This is a genomic window from Streptomyces sp. Xyl84 (genome assembly GCF_059731885.1).
On sequence record NZ_AP029182.1, the window covers coordinates 5,312,997 to 5,332,520 of the forward strand.

General features: G+C 71.6%; 16 protein-coding genes. 11 read left to right on the plus strand and 5 right to left on the minus strand.

Going from position 1 to position 19,524, the window contains the following annotated elements; all coding sequences use genetic code 11:
* Positions 1-53 precede the first annotated feature (53 nt).
* On the minus strand, positions 54-683 hold the full coding sequence (locus AC6I72_RS23025; RefSeq protein WP_498003100.1) for a DUF3043 domain-containing protein: 630 nt from the start codon (positions 681-683) through the stop codon (positions 54-56).
* A 255-nt stretch (positions 684-938) separates the two neighbouring features.
* Between AC6I72_RS23025 and AC6I72_RS23030 the strand changes: the two genes are divergently transcribed.
* The 5 genes from AC6I72_RS23030 to AC6I72_RS23050 all read left to right on the plus strand — a co-directional run bounded on the left by AC6I72_RS23030 (position 939) and on the right by AC6I72_RS23050 (position 7,577).
* Positions 939-1,736: a PspA/IM30 family protein gene (locus tag AC6I72_RS23030; protein ID WP_078884006.1), complete on the plus strand. Its 798-nt coding sequence runs from the start codon at positions 939-941 to the stop codon at positions 1,734-1,736.
* 64 nt (positions 1,737-1,800) lie between these two features.
* Positions 1,801-2,079, plus strand: a complete 279-nt coding sequence (gene pspAA, locus AC6I72_RS23035) for a PspA-associated protein PspAA (protein ID WP_498003102.1) — start codon at positions 1,801-1,803, stop codon at positions 2,077-2,079.
* Between the two features lie 181 nt (positions 2,080-2,260).
* Positions 2,261-3,562 carry a sensor histidine kinase gene (locus AC6I72_RS23040; RefSeq protein WP_498003103.1) on the plus strand — a complete coding sequence of 434 codons (1,302 nt, stop codon included), beginning with the start codon at positions 2,261-2,263 and terminating at the stop codon, positions 3,560-3,562.
* Positions 3,559-4,236 (plus strand): response regulator, encoded by a 678-nt coding sequence (locus AC6I72_RS23045; RefSeq protein WP_037855872.1) that lies wholly within the window; start codon positions 3,559-3,561, stop codon positions 4,234-4,236. Before AC6I72_RS23040 ends, AC6I72_RS23045 begins: the two co-directional genes overlap by 4 nt.
* A 215-nt stretch (positions 4,237-4,451) precedes the next feature.
* Positions 4,452-7,577 carry an efflux RND transporter permease subunit gene (locus AC6I72_RS23050; protein ID WP_498003105.1) on the plus strand — a complete coding sequence of 1,042 codons (3,126 nt, stop codon included), beginning with the start codon at positions 4,452-4,454 and terminating at the stop codon, positions 7,575-7,577.
* Positions 7,578-7,698: 121 nt separating this feature from the next.
* Here the strand turns inward: AC6I72_RS23050 and nadA are convergent, their stop codons facing one another.
* A complete protein-coding gene (gene nadA / locus AC6I72_RS23055) occupies positions 7,699-8,883 on the minus strand; it encodes a quinolinate synthase NadA (RefSeq protein WP_498003106.1) in 1,185 nt (394 codons plus the stop codon).
* A gap of 306 nt (positions 8,884-9,189) precedes the next feature.
* Between nadA and AC6I72_RS23060 the strand changes: the two genes are divergently transcribed.
* Positions 9,190-9,546, plus strand: a complete 357-nt coding sequence (locus tag AC6I72_RS23060; protein WP_498003107.1) for a HesB/IscA family protein — start codon at positions 9,190-9,192, stop codon at positions 9,544-9,546.
* A gap of 83 nt (positions 9,547-9,629) precedes the next feature.
* Here the strand turns inward: AC6I72_RS23060 and AC6I72_RS23065 are convergent, their stop codons facing one another.
* A complete protein-coding gene (locus AC6I72_RS23065; protein WP_498003109.1) occupies positions 9,630-11,468 on the minus strand; it encodes a hypothetical protein in 1,839 nt (612 codons plus the stop codon).
* A 400-nt stretch (positions 11,469-11,868) separates the two neighbouring features.
* Positions 11,869-12,093: a hypothetical protein gene (locus AC6I72_RS23070; protein WP_498003111.1), complete on the minus strand. Its 225-nt coding sequence runs from the start codon at positions 12,091-12,093 to the stop codon at positions 11,869-11,871.
* 131 nt (positions 12,094-12,224) lie between these two features.
* Here AC6I72_RS23070 and AC6I72_RS23075 point away from each other — a divergent pair, with 131 nt between their 5' ends.
* The gene (locus AC6I72_RS23075) at positions 12,225-13,199 is read left to right on the plus strand and encodes a carbohydrate kinase family protein (RefSeq protein ID WP_498003112.1); all 975 of its coding nucleotides are present in this window, start codon (positions 12,225-12,227) and stop codon (positions 13,197-13,199) included.
* Positions 13,200-13,244: 45 nt separating this feature from the next.
* On the opposite strand, the gene AC6I72_RS23080 is transcribed toward AC6I72_RS23075, so the two are convergent.
* A complete protein-coding gene (locus tag AC6I72_RS23080; RefSeq protein WP_498003114.1) occupies positions 13,245-14,624 on the minus strand; it encodes a cysteine desulfurase/sulfurtransferase TusA family protein in 1,380 nt (459 codons plus the stop codon).
* Positions 14,625-14,968: 344 nt separating this feature from the next.
* On the opposite strand from AC6I72_RS23080, the gene ctaC reads away from it, so the two are divergent.
* The 4 genes from ctaC to AC6I72_RS23100 all read left to right on the plus strand — a co-directional run bounded on the left by ctaC (position 14,969) and on the right by AC6I72_RS23100 (position 19,469).
* A complete protein-coding gene (gene ctaC / locus AC6I72_RS23085; RefSeq protein WP_366723361.1) occupies positions 14,969-15,928 on the plus strand; it encodes an aa3-type cytochrome oxidase subunit II in 960 nt (319 codons plus the stop codon).
* Positions 15,925-17,670 carry an aa3-type cytochrome oxidase subunit I gene (gene ctaD / locus AC6I72_RS23090; protein WP_498003115.1) on the plus strand — a complete coding sequence of 582 codons (1,746 nt, stop codon included), beginning with the start codon at positions 15,925-15,927 and terminating at the stop codon, positions 17,668-17,670. Before ctaC ends, ctaD begins: the two co-directional genes overlap by 4 nt.
* The gene (locus AC6I72_RS23095) at positions 17,667-18,065 is read left to right on the plus strand and encodes a cytochrome c oxidase subunit 4 (protein ID WP_498003117.1); all 399 of its coding nucleotides are present in this window, start codon (positions 17,667-17,669) and stop codon (positions 18,063-18,065) included. Before ctaD ends, AC6I72_RS23095 begins: the two co-directional genes overlap by 4 nt.
* A 132-nt stretch (positions 18,066-18,197) precedes the next feature.
* Entirely contained in the window at positions 18,198-19,469 is a 1,272-nt protein-coding gene (locus AC6I72_RS23100) for a L,D-transpeptidase (RefSeq protein WP_498003119.1), read from the plus strand.
* The last annotated feature ends 55 nt before the right edge of the window (positions 19,470-19,524 follow it).

Consider the following 19,524-nt stretch of genomic DNA (forward strand, 5'->3'; position numbering starts at 1 on the left):
GCCCAGCTTCGCCAGCCAGGCGTCCGCCGCACCCCCGGAGAAAGCGGTCGTACTCAGGGCCGTTCCCCACGCTTGACCTGCGGCTTCGGCAGGCGCAGGCGGCGCATCTGGAGCGAGCGCATCAGCCCGTAGGCGACGGCGCCCTTGCGGCTCTGGTCCGGGAAGCGCTCCGCCAGCCGCTTCTTCAGCCGCAAGCCGCTCGCGAGCGAGTCGAGCACGATCAGCACGATCACCACGAGCCACAGCAGCAGCGCGATGTTCTGCAGATAACCGACCCGCACCATGCTCAGCACCAGGATGACCACGGCCATCGGCAGGAACCACTCGGCGATGTTGAACCGCGAGTCGATGAAGTCACGGGCGAACTTGCGCACCGGGCCCTTGTCCCGGGCCGGGAGGTAGCGCTCGTCACCGCTGGCCAGCGCCTGGCGCTGCCGCTCCATCTGGACGCGGCGCTCCTCCCGCTGCCGCTTGGCGGCCTCCTTGCGGTTGGTCGGCGTGGTGGCGACGCTGCGGCGCTGGCTCTGGGCCTCACTCCTCTTCGGCGTGGGGCGGCCCTTGGGCGCCTGCGGGTCACGGGGCTGCTTGGAGATGCTCACCGGCGTCTTTTCGGCCACCGGCGCCTTCTCTTCCTTGGCACGGCTACGGAACACAAATCCCAAGGGTACGGGCTCGACCCGCATGGACCCCAGTCCGGTGGGGAACGATCCGGCAACGCCGGTCGTCTCACAGGGACAGGGGGAGGGCGGTGCGCACGCCCGGCGGAAGGCGCCTCGGGGGTCACCTACTCCCTACGCCGGATCGGAAACGCGCGCAGTCGTCCTTGGGGATGACCGCATCCGTTCCCGAACAGTGCGGTAATGGATGCAGGGCCCGTACTGTGGGTTCTGTCGCAGAGCTGTGAGCTGGAGTCCGTCAGAAGGGGGCGCGCGAAGCCCATGAGCGGTGTCATGAAGCGTATGGGGATGATCTTCCGCGCGAAGGCGAACAAGGCCCTTGACCGGGCCGAGGACCCGCGCGAGACCCTCGATTACTCGTACCAGAAGCAGCTCGAGCTGCTGCAGAAGGTCCGGCGCGGCGTCGCCGACGTGGCGACGAGCCGCAAGCGGCTGGAACTCCAGCTCAACCAGTTGCAGCAGCAGTCCGGCAAGCTGGAGGACCAGGGCCGCAAGGCGCTCGCGCTGGGCCGCGAGGACCTGGCCCGCGAGGCCCTCTCCCGCCGCGCCGCGCTCCAGCAGCAGGTGACGGACCTGGAGACGCAGCACTCCACCCTCCAGGGCGAGGAGGAGAAGCTCACCCTCGCGGCCCAGCGGCTGCAGGCCAAGGTCGACGCCTTCCGCACCAAGAAGGAGACGATCAAGGCCACCTACACCGCCGCCCAGGCGCAGACCCGGATCGGCGAGGCGTTCTCCGGCATCTCCGAGGAGATGGGCGACGTCGGCCTGGCCATCCAGCGCGCCGAGGACAAGACGCAGCAGCTCCAGGCCCGCGCCGGCGCGATCGACGAACTGCTCGCCTCCGGAGCGCTGGACGACCCCACCGGCACGGCCAAGGACGACATCGCCGCCGAGCTGGACCGCATCTCCGGTGGTACGGATGTAGAGCTGGAACTGCAGCGCATGAAGGCCGAGCTGGCCGGAGGCTCGTCCGCGGACCGCCAGGCGATCGAGGGCGCCCAGGGACAGGCGCAGTCCCAGCAGCAGCCGAAGGACACCCCCCGCTTCGACAAGCAGTGAGCACCGTGGCACCGGCCGCGGCCACCTCACCGGGAACCGGGGCCCAGGCGCCGAGGAGGGCGACATGATCGTACGGATCATGGGGGAGGGACAGGTGAGGCTGGCCGACGGCCACTTCACCGAACTGAACAGGCTGGACGACGAACTCCTGGCGGAAGTGGAGAAGGGCGACGGGCCGGGCTTCCGCCGCACCCTGGCCGCGCTCCTCGCCAAGGTCCGGGAACTGGGCGACCCCCTCCCGGACGACTCGCTGGAACCGTCCGAGCTGATCCTGCCCGCCGCGGAGGCCACCCTGGAGGAAGTGCGGGACATGCTCAGCGACGACGGTCTGATCCCCGGCTGAGCATCCCCGGCACGCGACTCCGGGGCGGGCGGCCCCTCCCGGCTGAGGATCCCGGCCTGAGAGCCCGCCGGGTCAGGACGCGTACCGGCAACCCCGGCCCGGGGGAGCGCTCCGGGGCCGGGGGCCGGGTGACGCCCAGGGCACCGCTCCCGCACGGCCCGAGCCCGTACCGTTGGCACACGTGACGACCCTCGACCGCATCCGCAGCCGGCTCACGGCGCACCCCCTCGCACTGGACGCGGGCATCGCGGCGGGGGTGCTGGTCTGCATGGTGGCCGGCTCCTTCGTGGGTCCGCGCGGGGAACACGGCGTCAGCTGGGCGGTGCGCCCGCCGGAGCCGCTCGGCCTGGTCCTGATGGCCCTCGGCGCCGCCGCCCTCGTGCTGCGCCGCCGCGCCCCGCGCACCGTCCTCGCCGTCACCGGCACCGTCTCGCTCGTCGAGTGCGTCACCGGCGACCCGCGCGCCCCGGTCGCCATGTCCGCCGTCGTCGCCCTGTTCACCGTCGCCGCCGCCACCGACCGCCCCACCACCTGGCGCCTGGGCCTGTCCACCATGACCGTGCTGACCGGCGCCGCCATGCTCGGCGGACCCGAACCCTGGTACGCGCAGGAGAATCTCGCCATCTTCGCCTGGACGGGCATGGCCGCCGCGGGCGGCGACGCCGTCCGCAGCCGCCGCGCCTTCGTCCGCGCCATCCGCGAGCGCGCCGAACGCGCCGAACGCACCCGCGAGGAGGAGGCCCGCCGCCGGGTCGTCGAGGAGCGCCTGCGCATCGCCCGTGACCTGCACGACGTCGTCGCCCACCACATCGCCCTGGTCAACGTGCAGGCCGGTGTCGCGGCCCACGTCATGGACAAGCGCCCCGACCAGGCCAAGGAGGCCCTCGCGCACGTCCGGGAGGCGGGCCGCTCCGCGCTGGACGAACTGCGCGCCACCGTCGGCCTGCTGCGCCAGTCCGACGACCCCGAGGCCCCCACCGAACCCGCCCCCGGCCTGGACCGGCTGGACGACCTCGTCGGCACCTTCCGCAGCGCGGGCCTGCACGTCGAGGTCGCCCGCGCCGACGACGGCACCGCCCTGCCCGCCGCCGTGGACCTGGCCGCGTTCCGGATCGTCCAGGAGGCCCTCACCAACGTGCAGAAACACGCGGGCGGCCGGGCCAGGGCCGAGGTCAGCGTCGTACGGGTCGGACCGAACCTGGAGGTCACCGTCCTGGACGACGGCGCCGGCGCGGACGACGTCCCTCCCGTCGGCGGAGGCGGCCACGGACTGCTCGGCATGCGCGAGCGGGTCACCGCCGTGCGCGGCACCCTCACCACCGGCCCCCGCTACGGCGGCGGTTTCCGCGTCCATGCGATCCTTCCCGTCAGGACCGACACCGGCACCCGCACCGAGCCCGGCACGAGGACCGGCACCGGTGCCGACGGCCGCGCCAGCACGTGCGCCCGCAACCGCACCCGCCCCCAGGGGGACACCGCATGACGATCCGTGTCCTGCTCGCCGACGACCAGGCACTCCTGCGCAGCGCCTTCCGCGTGCTCGTCGACTCCGAGCCCGACATGGAGGTGGTCGGCGAGGCCTGCGAGGGCGCCGAGGCGGTCCGCCTGGCGAAGGAGCAGCGCGCCGACGTCGTCCTGATGGACATCCGCATGCCCGGCACCGACGGCCTCGCCGCCACCCGCCTGATCAGCGCCGACCCCGCCCTCGACCAGGTCCGCGTGGTCATCCTGACCACCTTCGAGGTCGACGACTACGTCGTGCAGTCGCTGCGCGCGGGCGCCTCCGGCTTCCTCGGCAAGGGCAGCGAACCCGAGGAACTGCTGAACGCCATCCGGATCGCGGCCGGCGGGGAGGCGCTGCTGTCCCCGGCGGCCACCAAGGGCCTCATCGCCCGCTTCCTCGCGCAGGGCGCCGACGACGGCCGCGACCCGGTCCGCTCGGCCCGGCTGGACGCGCTGACCGGACGCGAGCGCGAAGTGCTCGTCCAGGTCGCCGGCGGCCACTCCAACGACGAGATCGCCGAACGCCTCCAGGTGAGCCCGCTGACCGTGAAGACCCACGTCAACCGGGCCATGTCCAAGCTGGGGGCGCGCGACCGGGCCCAGCTCGTCGTCATCGCCTACGAGTCCGGTCTGGTCCGCCCCCGGGTGGACTGAGCCCGCCGCACCCCGGTACATCCACGGGTGGAGCGCCCTCCGCCCGGGCGTACTGCGGCCGGAGTAGGCGCCCCGTACGGAAATGGACCAGGGGTCTACGGATCACCGGGTGCCCGTGCCCCAGGGTGTAGGGGTGGGCGCCGCTGCGCGCCCGTGCCGCTCCTCCTGCCGCTCCGCCTGCCACTGTGGCGCTCACAGAAGAGAGACCCTGACCCATGTCCTGGCTGTCCAGATTCAGCCTCGCGCAACGGGCCCTGATCGGACTGATCTCGATCGTCGCCCTCGTCTTCGGGGCCATCGCGATCCCCCAGCTCAAACAGCAGCTGCTGCCCAGCATCGAGCTTCCCGTGGTGTCCGTGCTCGCGCCCTACCAGGGTGCCTCCCCGGACGTGGTGGAGAAGCAGGTCGTCGAACCGCTGGAGAACAACCTCAAGGCCGTCGACGGCGTCACCGGCGTGACCGCCACCGCGAGCGAGGGCAGCGCCGTGATCACGGCGTCCTTCGAGTACGGCAACGACACGCAGCAACTGGTCGCCAACGTCCAGCAGGCCGTCAACCGCTCGCGCGCCCTGCTCCCGGACGACGTCGACCCGCAGGTCGTCGCCGGGTCCACCGACGACATACCCACCGTGGTCCTCGCCGTGACCTCCGGCAAGGACCAGCAGGCGCTCGCCGACCAGCTCGGCAAGACGGTCGTACCGGCCCTGAAGAACATCGACGGCGTCAGCCAGGTCACCGTCGACGGTGTGCGGGACCTCCAGGTCACCGTCACCCCGGACGACGCGAAGCTCGCCCGTGCGGGCCTGTCCACCGCCGACCTGGCCCAGGCCCTCCAGGCCGGCGGCGCCACCGTCCCGGCCGGTTCCTTCGACGAGGACGGCGCCAACCGGACCGTGCAGATCGGCGGCGGCTTCACCGCACTGCGGCAGATCCAGGACCTGATGGTCGCCGGCGGCGCCGGCCAGGGCGGCAGCCGCGCCGGCAAGGCGCCGGTCCGCCTCGGCGACGTCGCCACCGTCCGCCAGCAGCCCGCCAAGGCCGACTCCATCACCCGCACCGACGGCCGGCCCAGCCTCGCCGTCTCCGTCACCCTCGACCACGACGGCAGCGCGGTCGCCGTGTCGGACGCCGTCAGGGACAAGCTGCCCGAGCTGCGCAAGAACCTCGGCTCCGACGCGAAGATCACCACGGTCAGCGACCAGGGTCCGGCCGTCTCCAAGTCCATCGAGGGCCTGACCACCGAGGGCGCCCTCGGTCTGCTCTTCGCCGTCCTCGTCATCCTGCTCTTCCTGGCGTCGCTGCGCTCCACCCTGGTCACGGCGGTCTCCATCCCGCTCTCTGTGGTCGTCACCCTGATCGTCCTGTGGACCCGCGACCTGTCGCTGAACGTCCTGACGCTGGGCGCGCTGACCATCGCCATCGGCCGCGTCGTCGACGACTCGATCGTGGTCCTGGAGAACATCCGGCGTCACCTCGGCTACGGCGAGGAGCGCCGCGAGGCCATCCTGGGCGCCGTGCGCGAGGTGGCCGGCGCGGTGACGTCCTCGACGCTCACCACGGTCGCCGTGTTCCTGCCGATCGGCCTGGTCGGCGGGCTGGTGGGCGAGCTGTTCGGCCCGTTCAGCATCACCGTCACGGTGGCCCTGCTGGCCTCGCTGCTGGTGTCGCTGACGGTCGTCCCCGTGCTGTCGTACTGGTTCCTGCGCGCCCCGAAGAACATGCCGGCCGACCCGGAGGAGGCCCGCCGCGCGGCGGAGGAGAAGGAGACCAACAGCCGCCTCCAGCGCTTCTACGTGCCCATCCTGCGCTTCGCCACCCGCCGCCGCCTCACCAGCGTGCTGATCGCGGTGGTCGTGCTGGTCGGCACCTTCGGCCTGGCCCCGCTGCTGAAGACCAACTTCTTCGACCCCGGCGACCAGAAGGTGCTCAGCGTCAAGCAGGAGCTGAGGCCCGGCACCAGCCTGGCGGCGACCGACGCGCAGGCGAAGAAGGTCGAGAAGCTGCTCGCCGGCACCAAGGGCGTCAAGGACTACCAGGTGACGGTCGGTTCCTCCGGCTTCCTGGCGGCCTTCGGCGGTTCCACGGACGCCAACCACGCCTCCTACCAGGTGATGCTGGAGGACTCCGCGTCCGCCGAGGACGTCCGCAAGGACATCGAGGCCGGGCTGCACAAGCTGTCCGGCATCGGCACCACCACCGTCAACGCCGGTGACGGTTTCGGCGACCAGGACCTGAAGGTCGTCGTGAAGGCGCCCGACGCGCGGTCCCTGCGCACCGCCGCCGAGCAGGTCCGCAAGGCGGTCGCCGGACTCGGTGACGTCAGCGACGTCACCAGCGACCTCTCGCAGAGCGTGCCGCGCGTCTCCGTGCGGGCGAACGGCAACGCGGCGGCGGCCGGCTTCACCGAGCAGACCCTCGGCGCGGCCGTCGCCCAGTCGGTGCGGGGCACCACGGCCGGCAAGGCCGTCCTGGACGACACCGAGCGGGACATCGTGATCAAGTCGGCGAAGCCGGCGGAGACGCTGGCCCAGCTGCGCGACCTGCGCCTGGGCCCGGTCAGGCTCGGCGACATCGCCACCGTCGAGCTGGTCGACGGCCCGGTCTCCATGACCCGGATCGACGGGCAGCGCGCGGCGACCGTCACCGCCAAGCCGACCGGTGACAACACCGGCGCCGTCAGCACCGAGCTCCAGTCGAAGATCAAGGCGCTGGACCTCCCGGCGGGCGCGACGGCCGAGATCGGCGGTGTCACCTCCGACCAGAACGACGCGTTCAAGAACCTCGGCCTGGCCCTGCTGGCGGCCATCGCCATCGTGTTCATGCTGCTGGTGGCGACGTTCCGTTCGCTGGCCCAGCCGCTGATCCTGCTGGTCTCCATCCCGTTCGCCGCCACCGGCGCGCTCGGTCTGCTGATCGCCACGGGCACGCCTCTGGGCGTCCCGGCGATGATCGGCATGCTGATGCTGGTCGGCATCGTGGTCACCAACGCGATCGTCCTGATCGACCTGATCAACCAGTACCGCAGGCAGGGGCACGGGGTCGTGGAGGCCGTGGTGGAAGGCGGCCGCCACCGTCTGCGCCCCATCCTCATGACGGCCCTGGCGACCATCTTCGCCCTGCTCCCGATGGCCCTGGGCATCACCGGCCAGGGCGGCTTCATCGCTCAGCCGCTCGCGGTGGTCGTGATCGGCGGCCTGATCACCTCCACCCTGCTCACGCTGCTCCTGGTCCCGACGCTCTACGCCATGCTGGAACTGCGCAAGGAGCGCCGCGCGAAGAAGCGTGCGGCGAAGCGGCAGCCGGCGCGGGAGTCGGAGGAGCTGGAGCCCGCGGGCGTCTGACACGGCGGCACGAGGAACGGCCGGGACTCCCGTACAGGAGGCCCGGCCGTTCGTCGTGCGGTGCGTACTCGGCGCCTGCGGGCGGCTGCCGGAATCCTGGTCCCGCCCGCGGCGCGAGGCCCTACGGCAGCGCCAGCATCCGTTCGAGCGCGAGCTTGGCGTAGGTCTCCGTCTCCCTGTCGACCTGGATGCGGTTGACCAGGTTGCCCTCGGCCAGGGATTCCAGGGCCCAGACCAGGTGGGGGAGGTCGATGCGGTTCATCGTCGAGCAGAAGCAGACCGTCTTGTCGAGGAAGACGATCTCCTTGCCCTCGGGGGCGAAACGGTTCGCCAGGCGGCGGACCAGGTTCAGTTCCGTGCCGATGGCCCACTTGGAGCCGGCCGGGGCCGCCTCCAGCGCCTTGATGATGTACTCCGTCGAGCCGACCTGGTCCGCGGCGGAGACCACCTCGTGCTTGCACTCGGGGTGCACCAGGACGTTCACGCCGGGGATGCGGGCGCGGACGTCGTTCACCGAGTCCAGGCTGAAGCGGCCGTGCACCGAGCAGTGGCCGCGCCACAGGATCATCTTCGCGCCGCGCAGTTCCTCGGCGCTCAGCCCGCCGTTCGGCCTGTGCGGGTTGTAGACGACGCAGTCGTCCAGGGACATGCCCATGTCCCGCACCGCGGTGTTGCGGCCCAGGTGCTGGTCGGGCAGGAACAGCACCTTCTCGCCCTGCTGGAAGGCCCATTCCAGGGCCCGCTTCGCGTTCGACGAGGTGCAGATGGTGCCCCCGTGCCGGCCGGTGAACGCCTTGATGTCGGCCGAGGAGTTCATGTAGGAGACGGGGACGACCTGCTCGGCGACGCCCGCCTCGGTCAGGACGTCCCAGCACTCGGCGACCTGCTCGGCCGTCGCCATGTCGGCCATCGAGCAGCCGGCGGCGAGGTCCGGCAGGACCACCTTCTGCGCGTCGGACGTCAGGATGTCCGCGGACTCCGCCATGAAGTGCACACCGCAGAAGACGATGTACTCGGCCTCCGGCCGCGCCGCCGCGTCCCGGGCCAGCTTGAAGGAGTCGCCCGTGACGTCGGCGAACTGGATGACCTCGTCACGCTGGTAGTGGTGGCCGAGCACGAAGACCTTGTCCCCGAGCTTCTCCTTGGCCGCGCGGGCGCGTGCCACCAGGTCCGGGTCGGACGGGGCGGGGAGGTCGCCGGGGCACTCGACGCCGCGCTCGCTCCTCGGGTCGGCCTCGCGGCCGAGCAGCAGCAGGGCGAGGGGCGTCGGCTGAACGTCGAGCTCCTGGGTCTGGGCGGTGGTCACGACACGCACCCTTTCTACTTTTCGTCGAATTGACATTATCTATCATAACCGCTTCACGTCACTTTGACGATGTCCATCGTGTCGATGTGACGTGAATCCCGGCGCCGCCACGGCCCCGGGCCGGCGCGCCGCCACCGCCGCGGCCGGCCGTCCACAGGGCCCTGCCCGGTCCCCGGCGGGTGTGCGAGCATGAAGGGGGCGAGCATGGACAAGAGAACAATCAAGTGCCCGGCCCGGAATGAATCCGCGGCCTTGCCGGTTGCACTCGTCGGCAAGCAGTCTCCGTACAACCCGGGAGAGATGTAGATGTCCGTATCGGACGAGACCACCACCGTCACCGACGGCATCATCCTGACCGACGCCGCCGCGTCGAAGGTCAAGGCCCTGCTCGACCAGGAAGGCCGCGACGACCTCGCCCTGCGGGTCGCCGTCCAGCCCGGCGGCTGCTCCGGCCTGCGCTACCAGCTCTTCTTCGACGAGCGTTCGCTCGACGGCGACGTGGTGAAGGACTTCGGCGGTGTCAAGGTCGTCACGGACCGCATGAGCGACCCCTACCTCAGGGGCGCCACCATCCACTTCGTGGACACCATCGAGAAGCAGGGCTTCACGATCGACAACCCGAACGCCACGGGTTCCTGCGCCTGCGGCGACTCCTTCAGCTGAGCCGCGCCCCGGCACGACGGGAAACGCACGGAAGGCGGCAGCCCCCGCGAGGGCTGCCGCCTTCCGTGCGTCTGCGCCCCGGCTCAGCGCACCGGCGTCCCCGACTGGGGCAGCCCGGCACCCGCCGCCCGGGAGGGGATCGCCCGGCCGTCCGGCCCGACCACCGCCCGGCCGTCGAGCGGCCGGTCCAGGTGCACCGTCCGGTGGAACACCTTGGCGATCATGATGCAGACCTTGCCCCGCCAGGGCGTCTCGGTCACCGTGACCGTCACCCGCCCGGAGTCCTCCCGGGCCGAGACCCGGTAGTCGGCGCAGACCCCGCCCTCGAAGGTCACGGTCAGGCCCCTGCCGTGGGCGCTGTAACCGGCCGGCCGCACCTCGCGGGTGGCCGGAGCGGCCGTGCCCGCGCCGGCCGCAGGGCCGGACGGGTCCGATCCGCTCGGCCGCGGCTCGGTCTGTCCGGCCGTCGCGCCCGACGAGGCCAGGTACTTCGGGTCGACGGCCGGGTACGTCACCGTGAAGGCGTCCTGCCCGGCCGCCCCCCGTACCCGGAACAGCCAGGACGGCACCAGCGTCTGCCGCCCGCCGGACGGGTGCGCCGCCAGCCCGAACACGGCCTTCTCGACGGTCAGCGTGTTCCGCGTGCCCTTGCCGGGTCCGGACGCGCCGCACGGGGTCTCCAGCCGGTCCTTCAGCGGCACCGGCTCGGCGCAGCCGCCGATGCCCGTGCGGCGGTCGGTGTCCGGCGCGGCGTTCATCAGCTCCAGCGTCCGGCGCGCGTCGAGCACGGGGTACGTGTCGGCCTTCACCGGCGCCGCCAGCTGCCCGCTACCGCCGATCACCGCGCCCTGCGGGTCCAGGATCAGACTCGTCGCCCAGCCCTGGGTGGGCAGCCCGCCGACCACCGGATCGGCGTTCACCACCCGCTGCGCGCCCTGGGTCCGGCTCGCGTCCACCTTCGCGTCGTCCTGACCGGCGGCCTTGAGCACCGGCGCCGCCGCCCTCATCGCGGCGGCCACGCCCACCGGGTGCGCGGCGGGGGCGGCGGGGTCGTGCCCGCACACCACGCCCTTGCAGTCGTCGGTGCCCGGGGCGTACCGGTCGAACGTCCAGGTGCCCGGCGCCGACCTGCCGATCCGCAGCACCGGACCACCGCCGTCCTTCGCGTTGCCGACCCGCCACGCCTGCCCGTCGGCCACCGGCGTGCCCGTGATGCCGAGCGCCGCGGCGAGCCGGGCCGCCTCGTCCCGGGTGACCTCGCCCCGCGCCGTGTACACCGGCGCCGAACCGGGGCCACCGGGCAGTGTGCCGACGGCCTGGTACGTGGTGCCGTACGGGGCGGGCTCCCCGGGCGCGATGCCGTTGGCGCCGCCCGAGCCGCCTGCGCCCCCGGGACCGCCCGTGCCCGCTCCCGCGCTCGCGGCGCCGGAGTGGTCGTCCAGGACGAGCGGCGGGGGAGTGCCGTGCCCGCCGGACGCCGCCGTGTCCGTACGGTCCCCGGAGGCGCCGGAGGCACTCGTGGCGAGGTACGCCCCGCCGCCGCCCGCCAGCAGTACGGCCGCCGCGACCGAGGCGGCGACCAGGGGCGACCGCCCCCGCCCCAGGCGCCCGCCACCGCCCTCGCCGGGCTCACCGTCGCCGCCGTCACCCTGCTCGCCGCCGGGCCCGCCGCCCTGCCCGGCGTTCCCGCCTCCGCCTCCGGCACCGCGCTCCGGGCCGGCCGGCGTCCCCTCCTCCGGATTCGTCTTCTCCGGGGCCCCGTTCTCCAGGGCGCCGTTCTCAGACGCCTCGGCGGCGCGCCCCGAGGGTTCCCCGGCGGGCCCGGCGGCGCCGCCGCGGGCGCCCGCGTCTCGGGCAGTGGCCGCGGACCCCGCCGTCGCCGTCTCCACCGCGTCCTCGTGGTCGGGTCGCTCGGTGTTCACCGCATCGCTCCTTCGACTGCGCAGCCGTCCCGGTGACCCTGACCCGGCCCTGACAAAGTCAGCGGCCGACGGGTCGTATCCCGCATCCCCCCTACGGAGGACAGCGATGGGACGCACGGGAGGAGTGCCCGGTTCCACCCACCGCCCACCGCCCTTCGCCCACGGACCGCGGGACAGCCGGACCACCGACGGACCGCAGGACGGCCGGACCACCGACGGACGGCCGGCCGCCCACGGCCGGCCGCACTGCTGCCGGGCCGCTCACGGACGGCCGTACTGCCGGGTCGCTCCGACGGCCCCCCGCCCGTCCGACCGCTCACGGCCGGACCCCTCCCCGGCCGCCGAAACGCACACCCGAGGACGGCCCGGCCGCGTCCGCCGGCTCCCGAGCGCGCCGCGCTCAGTCCCCGTAGTCGGACATCGACTCCAGCAGCCGGGCGGACGAGTCCGGTACCGACACGCCGTGGATCCGGGCGGGGGACACCGTCCCCGGCCCCTGCGGTCCGGACTTCCGGCCCGGCGCCGACCAGCGCGGGGCCATCCGGGCACAGTCACCGCGCAGCGACGCCAGATCACCGTCCAGGTCGGCGGGGGCGGGGGCAGCATGGACCTCGTGGTTCGTCATGACCGAACCGTAGGCACGTCACACCCCGCCGAGAAAGATCTACTATCGGGTAGTTTCGCCCGCTTCAGCGCTCTGTGCGGAACGGGTAGCGTGAACTGTCCGTCCCTCCGCCCACCAGGAGCGTCCACGCCGTGCGCATCGCAGTCACCGGCTCCATCGCCACCGACCACCTCATGACCTTCCCCGGCCGCTTCGCCGACCAGCTCGTCGCGGACCAGCTGCACACGGTCTCGCTCTCCTTCCTGGTCGACCAGCTGGACGTGCGGCGCGGCGGGGTCGGCGCCAACATCGCCTTCGGCATGGGCCAGCTCGGCACCCGTCCGGTGCTGGTCGGTGCCGCCGGCGCCGACTTCGGCGAGTACCGCGCCTGGCTGGACCGCCACGGCGTCGACACCGCCTCCGTACGCATCTCCGAGACCCTGCACACGGCCCGCTTCGTGTGCACCACCGACGCCGACCACAACCAGATCGGCTCCTTCTACACCGGCGCGATGAGCGAGGCCCGCCTCATCGAACTGAAGACCGTCGCGGACCGCGTCGGCGGCCTCGACCTGGTGCTGATCGGCGCCGACGACCCGGAGGCGATGCTGCGGCACACCGAGGAGTGCCGCTCGCGGTCCATCTCGTTCGCCGCCGACTTCTCCCAGCAGATCGCCCGGATGAACGGCGACGAGATCCGGATACTGCTGGACGGCGCCACGTACCTGTTCTCGAACGAGTACGAGAAGGGCCTCATCGAGACCAAGACCGGCTGGAGCGACGCCGAGATCCTCGACCGCGTCGGCCACCGGGTGACCACCCTCGGCTCGCGCGGCGTGCGCATCGAGCGGTCCGGCGAGGACCCGATCGAGGTCGGCTGCCCGGACGAGGAGCGCAAGGCCGACCCGACCGGCGTCGGCGACGCCTTCCGCGCCGGGTTCCTCTCCGGCCTGGCCTGGGGCGTCTCCCTGGAACGCGCCGCCCAGGTCGGCTGCATGCTCGCCACGCTGGTCATCGAGACCGTCGGCACCCAGGAGTACCAGCTGCGCCGCGCCCACTTCATGGAGCGCTTCACGAAGGCGTACGGCGACGAGGCGGCCCGCGAGGTCAGGGCCCACCTCGCCTGAGACGGTCCGTCAGGGCCGTCAGGCCCGTCGGGCGTGCCGGGCGTGTCAGGAGATCCGGCGGACGAGGTAGGCCGCACCCCGCTCCGCCGGTTCCTCCCCGGCGTACTCCTGCCCCCGCATCTCGCACCAGGCCGGAATGTCCAGGCGCGCGGCCTCGTCGTCCGCCAGCACGCGGACCGTGCCGCCGACCGGAACGTCCCCGATCACCTTCGCCAGCTCGATCACCGGGAGCGGGCAGCGCTTGCCCAGAGTGTCGAGGACCAGCTCCCCCGGGCGCGCGGCCGTCTCGGGCGCGGGCGGCGCGCCCAGCTTCTCCCGTACGCCCGCCACCACGCCCGGCAGCACCGACAGGAACCGCTCGACGTCCTCCTCCGGCGTCCCGGCGGGCAGCGACACCCGGACGTTGCCCTCGCTCAGCACCCCCATCGCCTTCAGCACATGACTGGGAGTCAGGGTGCTGCTGGTGCAGGAGGAGCCGGACGAGACCGAGAAGCCTTCGCGGTCCAGCTCGTGCAGCAGGGTCTCCCCGTCGACATAGAGACAGGAGAAGGTGACGACCCCCGGCAGCCGGCGGACCGGGTCGCCCACCACCTCCACGTCCGGGACCGACCGCGGCACCCGCGCCCGGATCCGCTCGGTCAGCTCCCGCAGCCGTACCGCCTCCGCCGCCGCCTCCGCCCGTACCGCCCGCAGCGAAGCCGCCGCGGCCACGATCGCCGGGAGGTTCTCGAACCCCGCCGCCCGGCCCGACTCCCGCTCGTCCACCGGGCCGCGGGGCGCGAACCGCACCCCCTTGCGCACCACGAGTACTCCGACCCCCGGCGGGCCGCCCCACTTGTGCGCGCTCGCCGTCAGCAGCGACCAGCCGCCGCCCACCGGCCCCCAGCCCAGCGACTGCGCCGCGTCCACCAGCAGCGGCACACCGGCTGCCCGGCACACCTCGGCCACCTCGGCCACCGGCTGTTCGGTGCCGACCTCGTGGTTGGCCGACTGCAGACAGGCGAGCGCGGTGTCCGCGCGCAGCGCCCGCTCGTACGACGCGGCGCTCACCGCACCGCCCCGGTCGACCGCGACCCGGGTGACCGTCCCGCCGTCCGCCTCGTGCGCCTCGGCCGAATGGAGCACCGAGGAGTGTTCGACGGATGACACGATCAGGTGACGTCCGACCCGGCGCCGCCCGTTCAGCGCCCCCGCGACACCGGTGTGCACCGCCCGCGTGCCGGACGAGATGAACACCAGCTCGTCGGGCCGGCACCCCACCGCGCCGGCCGCCGCCTCCCGGGCCGCGTCCAGCAGCAACCGCGCCCGCCTGCCCTCCTTGTGGAGGCGCGCGGGATCGGCCCACCCCTCGTCGAGCGAGGCGAGCAGGGCCTGCCGGGCCACGGGGTGCAGGGGGGCGGCGGAAGCAGCGTCGAAGTAGGACACGTGCTCACGCTAAGCGCTCCGCCGGGGCGCGGGACAGTGCCCGCCGTGCGGCCGCGCCGCCGGGCGCGGCAGTCCCCGCACGCCCCTGGCCACCAAGAACGGCGTGTCCCCGGGCCGAAGGGCGCCCCGGCTCGCCCGGCCAAAGCACGCCACTTCGGGGCATCCCACCCGTCGGCGTGACCCGCGGCGCGTTGGGCACCCCTCCCCGCGACCCGCCGGAAGGCGTCCAGTAGGGTTTGGTCCGCATAAACATCCAAACCCCTGCCCGACGCAGGGCGGCGACCGACCAGCGAGAAGGCAGGCCGCAGCCAACCGCGCGGGCGAGACTCTCGGGAAGGCGCTACGTGAGTCCCAACGGCTCCGACCGCTCGCCGCGGCGCCCGATGCGGCGGAAGCTGCTGCAGGCACTGACTGCGGGCCTGGTCCTGGCGACCGCGACCGGTTGCACATACAAGGACTTCCCCCGGCTGGGTATGCCCACCCCGGCCACGGAAGAGGCTCCGCGGATCCTCTCGCTGTGGCAGGGGTCCTGGGCGGCCGCGATCGCGGTCGGCGTGCTGGTGTGGGGTCTGATCCTGTGGAGTGCTTTCTTCCACCGGCGCAGCCGCACCAAGGTCGAGGTACCTCCGCAGACCCGGTACAACATGCCCATCGAGGCCCTGTACACGGTGGTCCCGCTCATCATCGTCTCGGTGCTCTTCTACTTCACGGCCCGCGACGAGTCGAAGCTCCTCGACGAATCCAAGAAGCCCGACGTCACGGTCAACGTCGTCGGCTACCAGTGGAGCTGGGCCTTCAACTACGTCGCTCCCGTCGCCGGTTCGGCGGGTGACGCGAAGACCGACAAGAACCTGCTGGCCATTCCGGACCGGTTCAAGAAGGACTTCCCGGCGAACGCCGGCGGTGTCTACGACTTCGGTACGCCGGCCACGCGGAACCCGCAGAACGGCAACCCGGGTCCGACCCTGTGGCTGCCCAAGGGCAAGACCGTCCGCTTCATCCTCACCTCACGGGACGTCAACCACTCGTTCTGGGTGCTGCCGTTCCTGATGAAGATGGACGTCATCCCCGGCCACACCAACTCCTTCCAGGTGACCCCCAACCAGGAGGGCACCTTCCGGGGCAAGTGCGCCGAGCTCTGCGGCCAGGACCACTCCCGGATGCTGTTCAACGTGAAGGTCGTCTCGCCGGACCGTTACGAGCAGCACCTCAAGGACCTCGCTAAGAAGGGGCAGACCGGTTACGTTCCCGCCGGCATCGCGCAGACGAGCCACGAGAAGAACCGGGAGACGAACAACCTGTGAGCATCCTCAACGAACCCCAGGGTGCCGCGGCGGCTGAGGGCTCTTACGAGAGCGAGCTGCCGGTCCGGCGCAAGCAACCCGGGAACGTGGTGGTGAAGTGGCTGACGACCACCGACCACAAGACGATCGGCACGCTGTATCTGGTGACGTCGTTCGCGTTCTTCTGCATCGGTGGCGTGATGGCGCTGCTGATGCGTGCCGAGCTGGCCCGGCCGGGCCTGCAGCTCATGTCGAACGAGCAGTTCAACCAGGCGTTCACGATGCACGGCACGATCATGCTGCTGATGTTCGCGACGCCGCTGTTCGCCGGCTTCACGAACTGGATCATGCCGCTGCAGATCGGCGCCCCGGACGTGGCGTTCCCGCGGCTGAACATGTTCGCCTACTGGCTGTACCTGTTCGGCTCGCTGATCGCGGTGGGCGGCTTCCTCACCCCCCAGGGTGCGGCCGACTTCGGCTGGTTCGCCTACGCGCCGCTGTCCGACGCGGTGCACTCGCCGGGTATCGGCGGCGACATGTGGATCATGGGTCTGGCCTTCTCCGGCTTCGGCACGATCCTCGGCTCGGTCAACTTCATCACCACGATCATCTGCATGCGCGCGCCCGGCATGACCATGTTCCGCATGCCGATCTTCACCTGGAACGTGCTGCTGACCGCGGTGCTGGTCCTGCTCGCCTTCCCGGTGCTGGCCGCCGCGCTGTTCGCCCTGGAGGCGGACCGCAAGTTCGGTGCCCACGTCTTCGACGCGGCGAACGGCGGAGCCCTGCTCTGGCAACACCTCTTCTGGTTCTTCGGCCATCCAGAGGTGTACATCATCGCGCTGCCGTTCTTCGGCATCATCAGTGAGGTCATCCCGGTCTTCTCCCGCAAGCCGATGTTCGGCTACATGGGTCTGATCGGTGCCACGATCTCCATCGCGGGTCTGTCCGTGACGGTGTGGGCCCACCACATGTACGTCACCGGTGGTGTGCTGCTGCCGTTCTTCTCCTTCATGACCTTCCTGATCGCGGTCCCGACCGGTGTGAAGTTCTTCAACTGGATCGGCACCATGTGGAAGGGCAGTCTGTCCTTCGAGACGCCCATGCTGTGGGCGGCCGGCTTCCTGATCACCTTCACCTTCGGTGGTCTGACCGGTGTCATCCTGGCCGCGCCGCCGCTGGACTTCCACATCTCCGACTCGTACTTCGTGGTGGCGCACTTCCACTACGTCGTCTTCGGCACGGTGGTCTTCGCGATGTTCTCCGGCTTCCACTTCTGGTGGCCGAAGTTCACCGGCAAGATGCTCGACGAGCGTCTGGGCAAGATGACCTTCTGGATGCTGTTCATCGGCTTCCACGGCACCTTCCTCATCCAGCACTGGCTGGGCGTCGAGGGCATGCCCCGCCGCTACGCCGACTACCTGGCGGCCGACGGCTTCACCGCACTGAACACGGTGTCGACGATCTTCTCCTTCCTGCTGGGTGCGTCGATCCTGCCGTTCTTCTACAACGTCTGGAAGACGGCCAAGTACGGCAAGCCGGTCGACGTGGACGACCCGTGGGGTTACGGCCGCTCCCTGGAGTGGGCGACCTCCTGCCCGCCGCCGCGGCACAACTTCCTCACCCTGCCGCGGATCCGCAGCGAATCCCCGGCGTTCGACCTGCACCACCCGGAGATCGCCGCGCTCGACCAGCTCGAGAACGCAGGTCACGGGGGCTCCGAGACGGCTGCCCTCGCCGGCGGCAAGGAGGCCGGCAAGTGAAGATCCAGGGCAAGATGTTCATCTGGCTGAGCGTCTTCCTGCTCGTCATGGCGATCGTCTATGGCGTGTGGTCGAAGGAGCCGGCCGGCACCACGGCCCTCTTCCTCTCCTTCGGCCTGAGCATCATGGTCGGCTTCTACCTCGGCTTCACGGCCAAGCGGGTCGACGCGGGCGCTCAGGACAACAAGGAGGCCGATGTCGCGGACGACGCCGGTGAGCTGGGCTTCTTCAGCCCGCACAGCTGGCAGCCGCTCGCCCTCGGCGTGGGTGGCGCGCTGGCCTTCCTGGGCGTGGCCCTCGGCTGGTGGCTGCTGTACTTCGGCGCGCCGATCGTCTTCCTCGCGCTGCTCGGCTGGGTCTTCGAGTACTACCGCGGTGAGAACCGCACCCAGTAGCACACACTGAACACCGGGGAACCCGGGCACTCCATCGGACGAGTGCCCGGGTTCCCTCTTTTTGTCGTACCGGCATCCCCCGGACGGACGACCCACCGTGCCGGAGTTGACGAAGCTCCTTAGCGTGCTGCCATGAGCACCACACTGTTCTCGCGGGGCGCAAAGGCCGGTGTCAGCTGCACTCTTCTGGTGGTCGCCCTCGGCGCGGGCGTCACCGCCTGCGGTGCGGACGACAACCCCCTGGCCGCCGACCCCTACGACGCGGCGGACCAGATCTCCTTCAGCGGCCTCACGGAGGCCGGCAAGAAGGCCGACCCGGAAAAACCCCTGGTGGTCACCGCCTCGGGCTCCGAGGGGCGCATCACGGACGTCACCGCCGTGGACGCCACCGGGCGGCACGTCTCCGGTGAACTCGCCGCCGACGGCAGCCGCTGGCACAGCACCTCACCACTGGCCGCCGGCGCCCACTACACCCTCACGGTGAGCACCGAGAACGACGACGGCGCACCCGGCCGCAAGGTCGTCGGCTTCGACACCAGCAAGCCCGCGACCACCAAGCGCCTGAACGTCACGTTCGGCCCGGAGGCGGGCACCTACGGCGTCGGCGAGCCCGTCGTGGCCGAACTGGACCAGCCCGTGAAGGACAAGGCGCAGCGCGCCGTAGTGGAGCGCGGTCTCCAGGTCGTGTCCACGCCCGCCGTGCAGGGCTCCTGGTACTGGGTGGACGACAAGCAGCTCCACTACCGGCCCAAGGACTACTGGCCCGCGAACGCCACCATCCAGGTGCACAGCACCCTCCAGGACATCCGCATCGGCGACCAGCTGTACGGCGGCACCGCCAAGCCGCTGACCGTCACCACCGGGGACCGGGTCGTCGCCGTCACGGACGCGGCCACGCACCGGCTGACGGTCTACCGGAACGACGAGAAGATCAAGGAGATCCCCGTCACCACCGGCAAGCCCGGATTCGAGACCCGCAACGGCGTCAAGGTGGTACTCGCCAAGCAGTACTTCGTGCGGATGAAGAGCACCACCGTCGGCATCGCCGCGGGCTCCTCCGACTCCTACGACCTGCCGGTGTACTACGCCACCCGGGTCACCTGGAGCGGCGAGTTCGTGCACGCCGCCCCCTGGTCCGTCGGCTCCCAGGGCAGCGCCAACGTCAGCCACGGCTGCACCGGCATGAGCACGCCGAACGCCAAGTGGTTCTTCGACAACATCCACGAGGGCGACGTCGTCCAGGTCGTCAACTCCAAGGGCGACCCGATGGAGCTGTTCGACAACGGCATCGGCGACTGGAACCTGTCCTGGCAGAAGTGGCTCCAGGGCAGCGCGCTGGCCTCCGGGACCCGGTCGGCCGCCCCGCAGGGGAACCAGGCGCGGCTGAGCCCCCAGGGCCTCTGAGACCGCCGTCCCGGGTCGGCCCGCACCCGCTGGGCAGCGGGCCGCCCCGGGCCGC